Source organism: Microbacterium oleivorans (genome assembly GCF_023715745.1).
Taxonomy (GTDB): domain Bacteria; phylum Actinomycetota; class Actinomycetes; order Actinomycetales; family Microbacteriaceae; genus Microbacterium; species Microbacterium oleivorans_D.
In genome coordinates, this window is the sequence record NZ_JAMBOV010000004.1 from 62,299 (window position 1) to 77,580 (window position 15,282).

The following is a 15,282-nucleotide window of genomic DNA, read 5'->3' on the forward strand; positions in this document are numbered from 1 at the left end:
CGGGGCGTTCCGTGCGCGTTTTACAGTCCGCGCGCGAGGCGGTAGTACGCCTGGTTCCAGCGGAGCTCCTTCTGGAACCCGCGCACGGTCGTGTCCTCGTCGATGACGAGCAGCTCGGTACCGGCGATCTCCGCGAAGTCGCGGAAGACCTCGATGCCGACGGCGGTCGTCATGACGGTGTGGTGCGCGGCGCCGGCCGCGAGCCAGCAGGATGCCGAGGTCGCGAAGTCGGGCGACGGCTTCCACACGGCGCGGCCGACCGGCAGCTTCGGCAGATCCGGGGCGTCGACGTTCTCGACGACGTTCGCGACGAGGCGGAACCGGTCGCGCATGTCGCTCATCGCGACCACGAGGGCGGGACCCGCGTCCGCCGTGAAGACCAGGCGCACGGGGTCGGCCTTGCCGCCGATGCCGAGCTCGTGCACCTCGAGGCGCGGCTTCGACGTCGTGAGCGACGGCGAGACCTCCAGCATGTGCGCGCCGAGGATCCGCTCGTTGCCGGGCACGAGGTCGTAGGTGTAGTCCTCCATGAGGCTCGCGCCGCCGGGCAGGCCGGAACCCATGACGTTCGCGACGCGCACGAGGATCGCGGTCTTCCAGTCGCCCTCGGCGCCGAAGCCGTAGCCCTCGGCCATCAGGCGCTGCACGGCGAGGCCGGGCAGCTGCGTCAGTGCGCCCAGGTCCTCGAACGACGTCGTGAACGCTCCGAAGCCCCCCGCCTCGAGGAATGAGCGCAGCCCGATCTCGATCGCGGCGCCGTCGCGCAGCGACTGGTGCCGCTCGGCTCCCGGCAGCAGCTCGTCGGCGACGTCGTACGAGGCGACGTACTCCTCGACGAGGGCGTCGATCTGGGCCTCGGACGCCTGGGCCACGGCATCCGCCAGCTCGTTCACGCCCCACGTGTTGACCTGCACGCCGAACTGCAGCTCGGCCTCGGTCTTGTCGCCCTCGGTGACGGCGACGTAGCGCATGTTGTCACCGAAGCGGGCGAGCTTGAGGGTCTTGACGGCCTGCCAGCCCGCGGCGGCGCGCTCCCAGTCCTCGATCTGCTGCACGACGACGGGGTTCGAGACGTGCCCGACGACCGTCTTGCGCGGCACGCCGAGGCGCGTCTGGATGTACCCGAACTCGCGGTCGCCGTGCGCGGCCTGGTTGAGGTTCATGAAGTCGAAATCGATGTCGTTCCACGGCAGCTCGACGTTCGCCTGCGTGTGCAGGTGCAGCAGCGGCTTGCGCAGCGCGTCGAGGCCCGAGATCCACATCTTCGCGGGGCTGAAGGTGTGCATCCACGCGATGACGCCGATGACCGAGTCGTCGGCGTTCGCGTCGAGGGCGAGCCGCTTGATCGACTCCGAGTCCTTGAGGACCGGCTTCCACTCGACCTTCACCGGCAGACCGGCGAGTCCCTCGGCGACGGCCTGCGACTGCTCCGCGACCTGGCGCAGCGTCTCCTCGCCGTAGAGGTTCTGGCTGCCGGTGACGAACCAGACGGTGTACTGCTCGAGGCTGGTGGAGAGGGTCATGCTGTTCCTTCGTTCGATGAGCGGATGCCGCGCAGCGGCAGTGCGGTGACGGCGGCGGCCTCGGCGGCGAGACCGGCGCGGTAGCGGGTGAGGTACTCGGCGAATCCGGCGACGTCCGCCGGATCCGGGTCGGCGGTGACGGATGCCGCCCCGGCGAACACGTGGTCGTCCAGATAGGTGGCGAGGTCGGTCCCGCGCTGCGCCGCGGTGAACGCGGCGAGCACGGCCATGCCCCACGCGCCGCCCTCGGCCGCGGTGTCGCCGACCGTGACGGGAGCGTCGAGCGCCCCGGCGAGGAACCGCTGCGCGACGCCGGCGGTGCGGAAGACACCGCCGTGCGCGAACATCTGGTCCAGCCCGACACCCTCCTCGGCGAGGGTCTGCATGCCGATCGCGAGCGTCGCGAACACGCCGTAGACCTGCGCGCGCATGACGTTCGCGAGCGAGAAGTCCGCGTCCGGGGTGCGCACCACGAGGGGGCGACCCTCGGCGAGCCCGGCGATCGGCTCGCCGCTCAGGTGGTTGTACGCGAGGACACCACCGGCATCCGCGGCGCCCTCGAGGGCCTCGCGCAGGAGCGTCTCGTAGACGGCATCCGTCGTCAGCGACTGACCGGATGCCGCGGCGAACCGCGCGAACAGAGACACGAACGACGCCAGCTCGCTCGCGCCGTTGTTGCAGTGCACCATCGCGACGGGGTCGCCGGCGGGGGTCGTGACGAGGTCGATCTCGGTGTGGACCCGCTCCAGCGGGCGTTCGAGGACGACCATCGCGAAGATGCTCGTCCCGGCGCTGACGTTGCCGGTGCGCGGCGAGACCGCGTTGGTCGCGACCATGCCGGTGCCCGCGTCGCCCTCGGCGGGAGCCGCGACGGCACCCGGGCGAAGTGTTCCGGTCGGGTCGAGCAGGGCGGCGCCCTCCGCCGTGAGAGTCCCGGCATCCGCTCCCGCGGGGAGCACCTCGGGGAGCAGGTCCGTGAGGCTGCGACCGGCGAGGAAGGCGGCGGCGTGCGCGTCGTATGCTGCGACGCGCTCGCGGTCGTACCGGCCGTCGATGCCGATCGGGAACATGCCCGACGCGTCGCCGACGCCCAGAGCGAAGCGGCCGGTGAGCTTCTCGTGCACCCAGCCGGCGAGGGTGTTGATCTTGGCGATCGACGCGACGTGCGCCTCGTCGTCCAGGACGGCCTGGTGGAGGTGCGCGATCGACCAGCGCAGCGGGATGTTGACGCCGAGCAGGTCGGTCAGCTCGGCCGCGGCGGCGCCCGTCGAGGTGTTGCGCCAGGTGCGGAACGGGACGAGGAGGTTCCCGCCCGCGTCGAATGCGAGGTAGCCGTGCATCATCGCCGAGACGCCGATGCCCGCGAGGCCGGTGAGCTCGGCGCCCTGACGGCGGACGTCGGTCACGAGGTCGGCGTAGGCCGCCTGCAGACCCGACCAGATCGCGTCCTCGGCGTAGGTCCACACGCCGTCCTCGAGCGCGTTCTCCCACTCGTGGCTGCCGACGGCGAGCACCGTGGTGGGATCGGTGGCGTCGACGAGGCAGGCCTTGATGCGGGTCGAGCCGAGCTCGATGCCCAGCGCTGCGGCGCCGGTGGTGATGACGGAGGCCGCGCTCATCGGCGGTCGTCCGAGCTCTGGCCGTACACGTTCTGGTAGCGGTTGTAGAGGGCGTCGATCTTGTCCTGCGGGATGGGGATCAGCTCGCCGCCCTGGCGGGCGAAGTGCACCGTGCGGGCGGCGTCCTCGCACATGACGGCGGCCTTGACGGCATCCTTCGCGCTCACACCGATCGTGAACGGGCCGTGGTTCTGCATGAGCACGGCGCGGGAGCGGTGCCCGCGCAGGGTCTCGACGATGCCGCGGCCGATCGAGTCGTCGCCGATGATCGCGAACGGTCCGACCGGGATCGGGCCGCCGAACTCGTCGGCCATCCCGGTGATGACGCAGGGGATCTCCTCGCCGCGCGCGGCCCACGCGACCGCGTAGGGGGAGTGGGTGTGCACGACGCCGCCGACATCGGGCATGTTCCGGTAGACGTAGGCGTGCGCAGCGGTGTCGCTCGAGGGCGAGCGGTCGCTGCCCGGACTGCCGGGCACCACGTTGCCGTCGAGGTCGCAGAGGATCATGTTCTCGGGTGCGAGGTCGTCGTACGAGACGCCGGACGGCTTGATGACGAAGAGGTCGGCGCCGGGAACGCGACCCGAGACGTTGCCCCCGGTCCAGATGACGAGGCCGTAGCGGACGAGTTCGGCGTGGAGGGCGGCCACGTCCGCGCGGACGGCGGCGATCGCCTCATCGAGATCGGTCATGCGCTCGATGTTATCGGTAACATCTCGGGTTCGCCAGGTCGGAACGCCACTGCGCTCCGACGTGCCCGCCCTAGCTCCTCGAGAATCGCGAGCTCGACGCATCGCAGCATCCACCCGGCGCCCGGCGACGGCGAATTTGCCGAGTCGGGCGCACCCCCGCTTCTCACCCGCGTGGCGCGGCGGTCGACGCGCGGGCGACGAGCACCGGCTCGGCGACCTCGCCCGGCGCCGGCAGGCCCAGCGCCTCGGCGACGACGCGGCGGGCTTCATCGGCCGTGTCGACGCGCACTGTGGTGAGCGCGGGTGTGTAGAAGGCGGCATCCGCGTTGTCGTCGAACCCGGTGACCGAGACGTCCTCGGGCACGCGCAGCCCCGCTGCGACGAGGCCCGCGATGAGCCCCAGTGCCATCTGGTCGTTGGCTGCGGCGACCGCCGTCGGGCCGTCCGAACGTCGGACGGCCGCAGCCACCTCGCGCGCGACCGCGGCTCCCGCGGCCGCGCTCCAGTCCCCCCGCCAGACCGTGGCGGGACGGATGCCGGCGGCCGCCGCCGCTGCCGCGGCACCCTCGTCGCGGGCCGTCGCCTCGAGCCAGTCCGCCGGTCCGGCGAGCAGGGCGATGCGGCGGTGCCCGAGGGCGAGGAGGTGCTCTATCGCGAGCGCGGCGCCCGCCCGCTGACGCTCGGCGCCCGCGCCGGTGTGCAGCGCGGCGATCGGCGTCTCGCCGGCCACCTGCCGCAGCGCGGGCAGCGTCGCCGTGTGAGCCGCGACGACGATCAGCGCATCGACCCCCTGTGACAGCAGTCGCTGAGCGGCATCGGTGACGGATGCCGGGTCCGCGGCATCCGCGTAGGCGGTCGCCAACCAGCGGTCCGCCTCACGGGCGGCCGCGTCGAGCGCGGCGATGCCGGCGCCGGGGCCCCACAGGGTCGCGTCGGAGGCGACGACGCCGACGGTGCGGGTCGTCGAGGTGCCGAGGGCGCGGGCTGCGTTGTTGATGCGGTAGCCGAGCTCGGCCATCGCGGCCTCGACGCGGGCGCGGGTCTCGGGCCTCAGGTTCGGGCTGTCGTTGATGACGCGCGAGACCGTCTGCGTCGACACCCCCGCGCGCGCGGCGACGTCGCGCACGCCGGCGCGTGTCGTCCCGGCCCGTCCCATGGCGCTCACTGTAGCGGTCGCCATCTCACGCCGATGCGCCCCCTGTCGAGCGTCCGGACGCATCTCGCACCCGCGGTTACCGTGGAAGATCCACGCCGACGCACGGAGGAGGGACCGGATGCGGCTGCTGCAGCGCCTTGCGCTCGGACGCCTCTACGCGCGCCTGCCCGAGTGGGTGCGGCTGGTCGTCGCGGCGGCGGCCGTCGTGCTGGGCGTGGTCATCGTCATCCGGCCGACGACCGCCCTCGGCGTGCTCGCGTGGCTGATCGGCGGCGGCATGGTCCTCACGGGGGTCATCGAGCTGACGGGTCGCGACACCGAGGCCGCGCGACCCCGCTGGCGGACGCTGACCGGTGGCGCGTGGCTGATCGGCGGGCTCGTCGTCCTGCTGACCCCTGGCCTGACCGTGCGCGTCGTGGCGACCCTCGTCGGCGTCCTGCTGCTCGTGGCGGGTGCGCTCGGGGTGATCGCCGTGTTCGCGAAGGGGCGCTCGATCGACGCGCGTATCGCGGATGCCGCCTTCTCGGTGTCCGGCGTGATCTTCGGCGTCCTCGCACTGTTCTGGCCCGACATCACACTGCTCGTCGTCGCGGTCGTCTTCGGCGCGCGGCTCATCATGAGCGGTGTCGTCGATCTGTGGACGCGGGTGCGTCGCCGCCGCGACACCGAGCGGGAGCGTCGCCACCAGCCGCAGCGCCTGCGCCGATGGGGACGGACGGTCACCGCGCTGGTCTCGGTGGCGCTCGCCGTCACGACCGCGCTCGTCACTGTGCCTCTCCGCGAGGGGTCCACCGTCGTCGACGACTTCTACGCCGCGCCCCGAGACATGCCGGGGGAGCCAGGGCGCCTCATCCGGGCGGAGCCGTTCACCAACGGCATCCCGGTGTCGGCGACGGCGTGGCGCATCCTTTACACGACGACGGGCGTCGACGGCGAGGTGCGCGTCGCGAGCGGTGTCGTCGCTGTACCGAAGGAGGGTGACGGCCAGTGGCCGGTCATCGACTGGAACCACGGCACGACGGGGTACTCGGAGCACTGTGCGCCCTCGCTGCAGCCGCGCGGACTCTGGTCGGGAGCGCTCTACAACCTGCCGACGATCATCCGGCAGGGGTGGGCGGTCGTCGCGACGGACTACATCGGGCTGGGCACCGTGGGGCCGCATCCGTATCTCATCGGCCCGCCGAGCGCGACGGCGTCGCTCGACGCCGTGCGCGCCGCCCGCGAGCTGCAGGATGCCGACCTCGGCACCCGCACGGTGATCTGGGGTCACTCGCAGGGCGGCGGTGCCGCGCTGTGGGCCGGTGCCATGGCGCGCGAGTACGCGCCCGAGCTCTACGTCCAGGGGGTCGCGGCGCTCGCACCGGCCAGCGACCCGCCTGCGCTCGTCCAGAACATCTCGAGTGTGACCGGCGGCAGCATCTTCGCGTCGTACGCCTTCGCCTCGTTCTCGTCGATCTACGACGACGTCTCGTACGACGACTATGTCCGACCCGGCGCCGACACCGTGCTGCGACAGATGTCCGAGCGGTGTCTGTCCGACCCGGCGATCGTGGTGTCCGTCGCGGCGGCGCTCGGGATGAGCGGCGACCCCCGTCTTTTCTCGACGCCGCCGGCCACCGGTCCCCTCGGCATCCATCTGCGGGCCAACGCGGCGCCGCTGCGGCAGAACGCGCCGCTGCTCGTCGCACACGGCGGGGCCGACAGCGTCATCCCGGTGACGACGCAGACGGCGTACGTCGAGAGGATGTGCATGGCCGGTCAGGTCGTCGACTACCGGATCTACGACGGGTATGAGCACGCGGCGGTCGTCGAGCGTCCGTCGCCGCTCCTCGAGGAGCTCATCGACTGGACGGCCGCGCGCTTCGCGGGTGAGCCGGCACCCGAGGAATGCTCGACCACCCGGGAATGAGACGGCGGTCGGAGTGCGCCCATAGGGTGGACGCATGACCGAGAACACGCTTCCCTCCGGCATCCAGCTCGATGAGCTGAGCGCCGACATCCGGCCTCAGGACGACCTGTTCCGCCACGTCAACGGCGCGTGGCTGGAGCGCACCGAGATCCCCGAGGACAAGGCGCGCTGGGGGTCGTTCCACCTCATCGCCGAGCAGGCCGAGAAGGACGTCAAGACGATCATCGAGGAGTCGACGGATGCCGAGCCCGGCACCGAGACCCGCAAGATCGGCGACCTGTACGCGAGCTTCATGGACACCGCCGCGATCGAGACGAAGGGCGCCGAGGCGATCGCTCCGCAGCTGACGTACGTCGACCAGGTCACCGGCATCCCGAGCCTGCTGCAGACCTCCGGAACCCTGGAGCGCGAGGGCGTCGCCGGCGTGTTCAGCACCTACATCGAGCCGGATCCCGGCAACCCGCAGCGGTACATCCTCTTCCTCGTGCAGGGCGGGCTCTCGCTGCCCGACGAGAGCTACTACCGCCTCGACAACTTCGAGAAGACCCGTGCGGCCTTCCGCGCGTACGTCGCGACGGTCTTCGGTCTCGCCGGTGTCGCCGACGCGGAGGCGCAGGCGGACCGCGTGCTCGCCCTCGAGACCGAGATCGCCTCGCACCACTGGGACAACGTCCGCAGCCGTGACGCCGTCGCGACCTACAACCTGATGAGCTGGGATGCCGCGGTGCAGCTCACCGGCGTCGACCTGGCGCCCTGGCGCGACGCCGTCGCCCCCGGCAAGGCGGGCGTCATCGAGGAGGTCGACGTCAATCAGCCGAGCTTCTTCGAAGGACTCGGCACCCTGCTGGTCGAGGACCGGCTCGAGGACTGGAAGGCGTGGCTGCGCCTCCAGGTCATCCGCGCGTCGGCGCCGTTCCTGTCGCAGGCGTTCGTCGACGCGAACTTCGCGTTCTACGGCACCGAGATGACCGGTGTGCCCGTCAACCGCGAACGCTGGAAGCGCGGTGTCTCGCTCGTCGAGGCCGCCCTCGGCGAGGCGGTGGGCAAGGTCTACGTCGAGCGTCACTTCCCGCCGCGCGCGAAGGAGGAGATGGACGTCCTCGTCGACAACCTCATCGAGGCGTACCGGCAGTCGATCTCGTCGCTCGAGTGGATGACGCCCGCCACGCGCGAGCGCGCGCTCGAGAAGCTCGAGGCGTTCACGCCGAAGGTGGGCTACCCGGTGAAGTGGAAGGACTACTCGGATCTCGAGATCGAGGCATCCGACCTCATCGGCAACGTGCGCCGCTCGAACGCCTGGCAGCACGACCAGCAGCTGGCGAAGCTCGGCGCTCCGATCGACCGTGACGAGTGGTTCATGACGCCGCAGACGGTCAACGCGTACTACAACCCGCTGATGAACGAGATCGTCTTCCCCGCCGCGATCCTGCAGCACCCGTTCTTCGACATGGAGCGCGATCCGGCCGCGAACTACGGCGGCATCGGTGCGGTGATCGGCCACGAGATCGGTCACGGCTTCGACGACCAGGGGAGCGCCTTCGACGGCACCGGTGCGCTCAACGACTGGTGGACGGACGAGGACCGCGCGTCCTTCACGGAGCGCACCAAGACGCTCATCGAGCAGTACAACGCGCTTGTACCGCAGGGGCTGTCGTCCGATCACACGGTCAACGGGGCGCTGACGATCGGCGAGAACATCGGCGACCTCGGCGGTCTCGGCATCGCGATCAAGGCGTACCGGCTGCACCTGCAGGCCACCGGATCGACGGATCCCGACGGTCCCGTCATCGACGGGCTCACCGGCATCCAGCGTCTGCTGCTGAGCTGGGGGCAGATCTGGCAGCAGAAGGGGCGGGATGCCGAGACGATCCGTCTGCTGACGATCGACCCGCACTCGCCGAACGAGTTCCGCTGCAACCAGATCGTCCGCAACATCGACGAGTTATACGCCGCGTTCGACGTGACCCCGTCGGACGAGCTCTGGCTCGACGAGGACAAGCGCGTCACCATCTGGTGACCGTCATGCGCGGCGCGCCGGTCGTCAGCATCGAGCTGGAGTTCGATGCCGCGACCGAGCGCGCCGTGCGCACGGAGTGGCAGGCGCTCGCCGACGCCGGGCTGTCGAGCCTCGCCGCGCACACCTCGCCGTCGAACGCGCCGCACGTGACGCTGCTGGTGCGTTCGTCGGTATCGCTGGCGTCGGTGCCGCTGCCCGCGGCCTTCCCGATCACGCTCGGTGCTGTGGTGCTCTTCGGCGCGGGGGAGCGGCGGGTGCTCGCACGATCGGTCGTGCCGTCGCCGGACCTGCTCGCGCTGCACGCCGCCGTGCACGCGGCCGCCGGCCCCGGCGACGACGCTCCGCACACCGCGCCGGGCGAATGGATGCCGCACGTCACCCTCGCGCGTCGGCTCAAGGTCTCGGACCTGGAGCAGGCGCTGCCGCTACTCGGTGAGCCGATCACCGGGACGGCGCGGGGGCTGCGGCGGTGGGATGCGGCATCCGCGACCGTCACCGAGCTGGGGGTGTTCGGGGGCTGATCCCGGATCGGACTGAGCACGATCTCCGAGGGCGCTACAGCGGTATGGCATCGGCGCGAGCTCTTTCATGCAGGGGTTTCCGCGCCGATCGTCACGACCGGTGAGTACAACACCGTTTTCGCTGGTTGGCAAGGCCTCACCGTTCGCGCCGGCGGGGTGGTTACATTCTTCCGCGACGCGAGTGGAGCAGCATGGACAGCAGCAATCGGTCCGGCCGGGTTGCCGGCGACGAGGTTCGGCGAGTCCTTGATCTGTTGCAGAAGTACCGTGTCGCGGAGCGGGACATGCAGGCTCGTGCGAGGCGGTTGCTGTCGGTGAGTGAGAACGAGCTCGCCGCGATGCGTTTCCTGCTTCGTCAGCCCGATCGCTCGGCTCGCCCGCAGGACCTGCTTCGTCATCTGGCCATTTCTTCGGCGGCTGTGACGACGATGATCGACAAGTTGGAGAGTGCCGACCGTGTGAAGCGTCGGACGGTCGAGGGGGATCGCCGTGCGGTGGCGATCGTCGCGACGACTCTCGCAGAGGAGGAATTGCGCGGGGTGCTCGGGGACGCGGACACGCTGATGGAAGCCGCCGCTAGCGGGTTCACCCCATCGGAGCTGCGCCAGGTGGAGACGTTCCTGATCGCGGTGACGAAGACCGTCGACGGCATCGCGGCGTGAGCCGCGCCGTTTCATGACGGCGGTCTGCGTCAGTCCGTGGCGGAGGCCGAGGATTCGGGTGTGGCCTCGGGTTCGTAGTGTCCCAGCGACCTCTCTTGGAGGTAGGCGCACAGTTCCGCGGCGATCTGCAGCTCGTGTGTGAGGCCATTGAGTTCGAAGCTCGTCAGTTCGAGCGTCTGCTCGGCGGGTTCGATGAAGACGTGCCAGCTCAGCTCCTCGCCGATGTCGCGAGGTTCGATCCACACGGAGTTCGGTGCAGCCACCAGCGGAATGAGGACGAGGCCGGTGTCCTCCCCGCCGGAGCCGTCCTGGACGGCGACACGGATCTCTTCACCGCCGCTTCGCGCGTCGATGAACTCCGCTACCCAGTGTTCGAGCGTTTCCTTGCTGTGGAAGACCATGCGCCTTGCCCTTCTCGTGCTGACCCCAGTGAAGGCGCGTGCGCCCGTACTGATTATGAATCGCTCAGTATGCGAAAGCGGAACGCGCTTATGGTCTCTCCATGGGACGCATCATCGTGGAGCAGATCATCACCGCCGACGGGTTCGTGCAGGACGCGGAAGGCGGGATGAGGTGCATGAGCGCCGCTCCGATCGACAGCACCGATTCCGACCAGATCCGGCTCCTCGAGCAGACCGGCGCGATCGTCCTCGGGCGGAAGACGTACGAGATGTTCGCTGACTACTGGCCGACGGTCGACCCGGCCGACGAACCCGTTGCAGCACTGATCAACTCCCTCCCCAAGCATGTCGTGAGCAACACGATCGACGTCGCCCCGTGGGGTCCGCATCGCGAAGCGACCGTCGAGCCGGGGGACCCCGTGGCCACTCTCACTCGACTGCGGGCCGATGTCGACGGAAACGTACTGGTGTGGGGCAGTCTGCAGCTCACGGACGCGCTTTTCCACGCGAGGCTCGTCGACGTGCTGCGACTTCGCCAGATCCCGAGCCTCATCGGGGACGGTCGCGGTCCGACCCCTCGCGACCTCGATCAGGCCGTCGTCCACCAGGTAGGTCTTCACGCCGGATCCAACTGGGTCACCACCGAGTACGAGGTCACACCCCATCCCGCACCCGACGTTCGTTGACGGTCGACGGACCCGACGCGCGCTGGATCGTCGAGCTGCAGCAGCCCGTCGCCTGACCGACCGCTCCGGGAACGTGTCGCGCCGCTTCCGCGCCGCGAGGAGGTCGCATCGCATTCCCGGAACAGCCTGCGCTCGCGGTCAGGCCTTCACCGGGTTCCAGCCCGGCTCATCGCCCAGCCCCGTCAGCACGCGCGCGGTGATCGACCGCAGCTGCTTCTGCTGCGCGGGGGTGAGCCGGTCGAGCACGATCCGGTGGACCAGGTCGACGTGACCGGGACCCGCCGCACGCCGCGCCTCGGCGCCGGCTGCGGTGAGGATCGCGAGAGTGTAGCGACCGTCCGCGGGGTCCATCTCACGGCGCAGATATCCGCGCGATTCGAGGCGGGTCGCCGCGCGGGACAGGCGCGACAGTGAGCTGTGCGCGTAACCGGCGAGCGTGCTCATCCGCAGGCGGCCGTCGTCGGCGCGGGAGAGCGCGTAGAGGATGCCGTACTCGAAGTGCGTGAGCCCGGCATCCCGCTGCAACTGGGCGTCGAGTGCAGCAGGGAGCCACTCCAAGAGCGTCGCCAGCGACGACCAGGTCTCGAGGTCGTCGGAAGAGAAATCATCGCGCTCGGGCACGCTCCCATCATAAGTCATGACTTGCTCAGTCAAGTCATCCGAGATACCGTCACTTGCTCAGTCAAGTGAAAGGCCTTCAACATGGACCTCCAACTCCGCGGAAAGCGCGCGTTCGTCACCGGTTAGACCCAGGGCATCGGTTTCGCCATTGCCCATGCCCTCGCCTCCGAGGGCGCGGCCGTTCTCCTCAACGGTCGCGATGCCGCCCGGACGCACGCAGCAGCCGACCGACTGCGCGCACTCGTCCTCGGGGCCGACATCGACGTCGCCCCCGGTGACGTCACCGACCCGGGGGCGTTCGCCGACCTCCCCGAGATCGACATCCTCGTCCACAACGCCGGCGCGTTCGGTCTGAACGAGTTCGCCGGCACGGATGACGCCGAGTGGCAGCGATACCTCGACGTGAACCTCATGGCGGGTGCCCGGCTTTAGCGGCGCGTCCTGGCCGGGATGCGCGAGCGACGGTGGGGCCGCATCCTGTTCATCGCGAGCGAGTCCGGCGTGAACGTCCCCGCCGACATGATCCCGTACGGCGTCTCGAAGGCCGCAACGATCGCCCTCGGCAACGGTCTCGCCAAGCTCACGCGCGGGACCGAGGTCACGGTCAACACGGTGCTCGGCGGCCCGACCTACTCGGACGGCGTCGCGTCGGTCGTCGAGTCGATCGCGGCCGCCCAGGGCGTGCCGGCGGATGCCGTCGCGGCATCCGTCATCGGTCAGAACAGGACCACGCTGCTGGAGCGCTTCATCCGCCCGGAGGAGATCGCGGCGCTCGTGGCCTTCCTCGCGAGCCCTCGCGCCTCGGCGATCAACGGCGCGGCTCTCCGCGCCGACGGCGGGGTGCTGACCGGGATGCTCTGACGCCCGCCTCAGAAGACGATCGTGTGGTTCCCGTGCCGGATGACGCGGTCCTCGGCGTGCCAGCGCACCGCGCGAGAGAGCACCTGACGCTCCACGTCGGCGCCGCGGCGGACGAGCTCGGCAGTCGTGTCGGCGTGGGTGACGCGGATCGTGTCCTGCTCGATGATCGGACCCTCGTCGAGGTCGCCGGTGACGTAATGGCTCGTTGCACCGATGAGCTTCACGCCGCGCTCCTTCGCCTTGCGGTACGGCTCGGCGCCGATGAAGGCCGGGAGGAACGAATGGTGGATGTTGATGACCGGCACCGCGAGCTCCTCGAGGAACTCGGGCGAGAGGATCTGCATGTACCGCGCCAGGACGACGAAGTCGACGTTGCCCTTCAGCAGCTCGAGGATCTTCGCCTCGGACGCCGACTTGTCGGGGCCGGGCGTCGACGGCACGTGGAAGAAAGGCACCCCGAACGAACGGACGTCCTCCGCCGACGATGTGTGGTTCGAGATGACCATCGGGATGCTGGTGGGCAGCTCGCCGCGACGGTTGCGCCACAGCAGGTCGAGCAGGCAGTGGTCCTGCTTCGACGACAGGATCGCCATGCGCTTGGGCACCGACTGGTCCGTCAGCGACCACTCCAGCTCAAAAGGGGCGAGGGTCTCGGCGATCTCCGCCTCGATCGCGGGGCGCTGCGCACCGAAGCCGGGTCGGTGGAACACGACGCGCTGAAAGTACGCCCCGCCGCGGGGGTCGTCGGAGTACTGGTCGAACTGCACGATGTTCCCGTCGATCCGCGTGATCATCGCCGAGACGGCGGCGATGATCCCCGGAGTGTCCTTACCGTGCACGATGAGGCAGGCGTGGTCGGCGTGGAGCTGCGGGGCGGGCGACGTCATCCCTCGATTCTGCCCTGTGACGACGGATGCCGCGGACCGCGGCACGAGCGCATACCTCGTTCGCGGGCCGGCGCAAGTCGTGGCGAGGACGGATGCCGGTTGAAAGGCTCGCGGAATGGCAGAACACGAGCTCGACCCGCATGACGCCCACCACGCGGAGTTCTGGGGTGAGCCGCGAGAGGGGTATGGCGTCGTCGTCGGAAACTGCCAAGCCGAGTCGGTCCGACTCGTCCTCGACTCGGATGAGGTGCCTCTCGTGCGCGTCCCTCCCGTGTACCTGCTGGATGCGGCGGCGACCCGCCGCCTGCACGACCTCCTCTCCGGAGCATCGATGCTCATCGCGCAGCCGGTGAAGGACGACTACCACGGCCTCCCGCTCGGGACCCGTCAGCTGGCGGCATCCCTCCCGAGGTCGAGTCGAGCGGTCACCTTTCCGATCGTCCGGTTCACCGGGCTGTACCCGTTCCAGGCGGCGCTGCACGTCCCGGGGGTGGAGGAGACGCCGCCGATCGTCGCGTATCACGACGTCCGCACGCTCGCCGAGGCCGCCGGTGCGCCGGTGCGCTCACGACTCGACCGTGACGCGGTGCACGCGGAGGCCGACGCGTCGCTCGCCGAGCTCCGGCGTCGCGAGGCGTCGCTCGACGTCGCGATCTCGGACGTGTTCGCCGACCCGGAGTTCGATCTGGTGCGCACCGTCAACCACCCCGGCAACGCGGTTCTCCTCGCCCTCGGCGACCGGATCCTGCGCGCCCTCGGCCGTTCCGGCGAGGCGACCGACCCGGGTCGTCCCCTCTTGAACTCCGTCCACGCGCCTCGCGAGGACTGGGTGATCGACGCGTGGGACCTGGACGCCGAACCCGACTCCGACTGGACCGTCGACGGGCGTCGGGTCGCACCTGCCGAGGCCCGCGAGGCGCACCTGGAGTGGTACCGCCGGCATCCGCAGTTCGTGCGCGGCGCCCTCGAGCGGCTGCGGCCCACGCTCGAGCGCTGGCGCCGCTGACGGGCGTAGCGTGGCGGCATGACCGACGCGCTCGACATCCGCGAACTGCACACGATCGACGAGATGGTCGCCGCCAGCGGCGTGTTCGAGGCGGTCTGGGGTTCGCCCGACGGGGGGATGCCGCCGAACCTGCTGCGCGCGCTGGAGCACTCCGGCAACTACGTCGTCGGGGTGTACGACGGTGGCCGCATGGTCGCCGCGTCGGCCGCGTTCTTCGGGCCTCCGGCATCCCGCAGCATGCACTCGCACGTCACGGGTGTCCTTCCTGACGCACAGGCGCAAGGCATCGGGCGGGCGCTGAAGGCGCATCAGCGGGAGTGGGCCTTCGGCCGCGATGTCGGCACGATCACCTGGACCTTCGACCCGCTCATCGCGCGCAACGCGCACTTCAACCTCGCGGTCCTCGGCGCCCGGGTCACCGACTACCTCGTCGACCACTACGGCGACATGGGCGACGCGATCAACAGCGGCGACGAGAGTGACCGGCTCCATGTCGCCTGGCACCTCGCCTCCCCCGTGCCGACGCCGGCACCCGGGGACGTCGTCGGGACCGTCGCGATCCCGACCGACATCGAGACCCTGCGTCGGACCGATCCGGATGCCGCGGCCCGGGCACGCCACGAGGTCAGGGATGCGTTCCGGGCGCAGCTCGACGCGGGGCTCATGGTCGGCGGCTTCCGCGCCGGCGAGGGCTACCTGTTCGTCCCCCGCGTAGCCTGAG

The 15,282-nt window shown here is 70.3% G+C and carries 14 protein-coding genes and 1 pseudogene; 8 read left to right on the top strand and 7 right to left on the bottom strand.

Features of this window, described 5'->3' with window-relative positions; genetic code table 11:
• Positions 1 to 20: 20 nt before the first annotated feature.
• The 4 genes from araA to M3190_RS11130 all read right to left on the bottom strand — a co-directional run bounded on the left by araA (position 21) and on the right by M3190_RS11130 (position 4,990).
• Positions 21 to 1,523 carry an L-arabinose isomerase gene (gene araA / locus M3190_RS11115; RefSeq protein WP_251581428.1) on the bottom strand — a complete coding sequence of 501 codons (1,503 nt, stop codon included), beginning with the start codon at positions 1,521 to 1,523 and terminating at the stop codon, positions 21 to 23.
• The gene (locus M3190_RS11120) at positions 1,520 to 3,142 is read right to left on the bottom strand and encodes a xylulokinase (protein WP_251581437.1); all 1,623 of its coding nucleotides are present in this window, start codon (positions 3,140 to 3,142) and stop codon (positions 1,520 to 1,522) included. The genes araA and M3190_RS11120 overlap by 4 nt, the downstream gene beginning before the upstream one ends.
• Entirely contained in the window at positions 3,139 to 3,834 is a 696-nt protein-coding gene (locus tag M3190_RS11125) for an L-ribulose-5-phosphate 4-epimerase (protein WP_251581439.1), read from the bottom strand. Before M3190_RS11125 ends, M3190_RS11120 begins: the two co-directional genes overlap by 4 nt.
• A gap of 163 nt (positions 3,835 to 3,997) precedes the next feature.
• Complete coding sequence (locus M3190_RS11130; protein WP_251581448.1) at positions 3,998 to 4,990, bottom strand: LacI family DNA-binding transcriptional regulator; 993 nt, start codon at positions 4,988 to 4,990, stop codon at positions 3,998 to 4,000.
• Positions 4,991 to 5,108: 118 nt separating this feature from the next.
• Between M3190_RS11130 and M3190_RS11135 the strand changes: the two genes are divergently transcribed.
• From M3190_RS11135 to M3190_RS11150, 4 genes are all read left to right on the top strand, one after another.
• A complete protein-coding gene (locus M3190_RS11135) occupies positions 5,109 to 6,899 on the top strand; it encodes a lipase family protein (RefSeq protein WP_251581450.1) in 1,791 nt (596 codons plus the stop codon).
• A 34-nt stretch (positions 6,900 to 6,933) separates the two neighbouring features.
• Entirely contained in the window at positions 6,934 to 8,916 is a 1,983-nt protein-coding gene (locus M3190_RS11140) for a M13 family metallopeptidase (protein ID WP_251581452.1), read from the top strand.
• 5 nt (positions 8,917 to 8,921) lie between these two features.
• The gene (locus tag M3190_RS11145) at positions 8,922 to 9,437 is read left to right on the top strand and encodes a 2'-5' RNA ligase family protein (protein WP_251582080.1); all 516 of its coding nucleotides are present in this window, start codon (positions 8,922 to 8,924) and stop codon (positions 9,435 to 9,437) included.
• 191 nt (positions 9,438 to 9,628) lie between these two features.
• A complete protein-coding gene (locus M3190_RS11150; RefSeq protein ID WP_251581461.1) occupies positions 9,629 to 10,099 on the top strand; it encodes a MarR family winged helix-turn-helix transcriptional regulator in 471 nt (156 codons plus the stop codon).
• Between the two features lie 29 nt (positions 10,100 to 10,128).
• On the opposite strand, the gene M3190_RS11155 is transcribed toward M3190_RS11150, so the two are convergent.
• Positions 10,129 to 10,500 (bottom strand): hypothetical protein, encoded by a 372-nt coding sequence (locus tag M3190_RS11155; protein WP_251581463.1) that lies wholly within the window; start codon positions 10,498 to 10,500, stop codon positions 10,129 to 10,131.
• Positions 10,501 to 10,601: 101 nt separating this feature from the next.
• Here M3190_RS11155 and M3190_RS11160 point away from each other — a divergent pair, with 101 nt between their 5' ends.
• A complete protein-coding gene (locus tag M3190_RS11160; RefSeq protein ID WP_251581465.1) occupies positions 10,602 to 11,186 on the top strand; it encodes a dihydrofolate reductase family protein in 585 nt (194 codons plus the stop codon).
• A 138-nt stretch (positions 11,187 to 11,324) separates the two neighbouring features.
• On the opposite strand, the gene M3190_RS11165 is transcribed toward M3190_RS11160, so the two are convergent.
• Positions 11,325 to 11,807 carry a MarR family winged helix-turn-helix transcriptional regulator gene (locus tag M3190_RS11165; RefSeq protein ID WP_251581475.1) on the bottom strand — a complete coding sequence of 161 codons (483 nt, stop codon included), beginning with the start codon at positions 11,805 to 11,807 and terminating at the stop codon, positions 11,325 to 11,327.
• Positions 11,808 to 11,954: 147 nt separating this feature from the next.
• Between M3190_RS11165 and M3190_RS11170 the strand changes: the two are divergent.
• Positions 11,955 to 12,668: pseudogene (locus tag M3190_RS11170) on the top strand (SDR family NAD(P)-dependent oxidoreductase).
• A gap of 8 nt (positions 12,669 to 12,676) precedes the next feature.
• Here the strand turns inward: M3190_RS11170 and purU are convergent.
• A complete protein-coding gene (gene purU, locus M3190_RS11175; RefSeq protein WP_251581484.1) occupies positions 12,677 to 13,555 on the bottom strand; it encodes a formyltetrahydrofolate deformylase in 879 nt (292 codons plus the stop codon).
• A gap of 115 nt (positions 13,556 to 13,670) precedes the next feature.
• Here purU and M3190_RS11180 point away from each other — a divergent pair, with 115 nt between their 5' ends.
• On the top strand, positions 13,671 to 14,561 hold the full coding sequence (locus tag M3190_RS11180; RefSeq protein ID WP_251581492.1) for a WcbI family polysaccharide biosynthesis putative acetyltransferase: 891 nt from the start codon (positions 13,671 to 13,673) through the stop codon (positions 14,559 to 14,561).
• Between the two features lie 18 nt (positions 14,562 to 14,579).
• Complete coding sequence (locus tag M3190_RS11185) at positions 14,580 to 15,281, top strand: GNAT family N-acetyltransferase (protein WP_251581494.1); 702 nt, start codon at positions 14,580 to 14,582, stop codon at positions 15,279 to 15,281.
• The last annotated feature ends 1 nt before the right edge of the window (position 15,282 follow it).